Source organism: Oleiphilus sp. HI0043 (assembly GCF_001634935.1).
The window spans coordinates 1-783 of sequence record NZ_LWEY01001176.1 but is presented as its reverse complement, the minus strand read 5'-3'; the positions used below and the strand labels follow the sequence as shown (position 1 = coordinate 783).

At 37.9% G+C, this 783-nt stretch carries 1 protein-coding gene; it reads right to left on the bottom strand.

Annotated features, from left to right (window positions below; all coding sequences use genetic code 11):
* The coding region (locus A3729_RS13540; protein WP_156497950.1) for a porin at positions 1-438 on the bottom strand (438 nt) is incomplete at its 3' end.
* Between the last annotated feature and the right edge of the window lie 345 nt (positions 439-783).

Genomic DNA, 783 nt, shown 5'->3' with positions numbered 1-783 from the left:
CTCAGGAGAAACATATTGTAGGTTCTCAACTTCGCTATCTGCAGCCAATTCGCCTTCTAAGCCAACAAACTCAGAAGTGTCTGTTACGTCTACCCACTCATATACTGTGTCATCAACACCGTATTGAACAGAACCGAAGTCACCTTTAACACCAACATAGATTTCATCAGACTGGTTGATACCAGCTGTAGTTTCGTCTGCGTCGAATTCAAATTCTACTTTAGCAAAAGCAGTTACGCCTTCAGAAACCATGTGAGAGTGAGTCAAACCAAAAGTAGAGTCACTATCCATTACAGCGTTGGCAGTATTTCCGTCAGCATCTGCATGTACATATGCAACATCGATATCACCGTAGAATTCAATACCTTTATCTGCTGCCATTACACCAGTAGATAGAGTAGCTGCTGCTACAGCTGAAGCGATCAGGGTCTTTTTCATTTCGTCTTCCTTTTTTCTGTTAAAATTTTAATGAGAGTCAGGCTCATCCTGGAATCTCGTTAAATATACTTAGCGATTAAATTATTATTAGTTATGCCGTTAATACAGCACCGTTAATACAGCACAGTCTTCCGGCCGCCTATATTATTTATAAAATATGTCAGAAATGTGTCAAAAATCAATTCTTCAGACATGTTCCCAACATAAGTTTCATCTTATATCTGCCAATTACTTAACAAATTAAAATGTGTTTTATCTTTCCTATCAACATATTAAGACAAGTTTGAGCACTAAGGCACGTTACAGCTTGTTAAGGTTTAGACCTGAATGATCTAGATCAAAAAC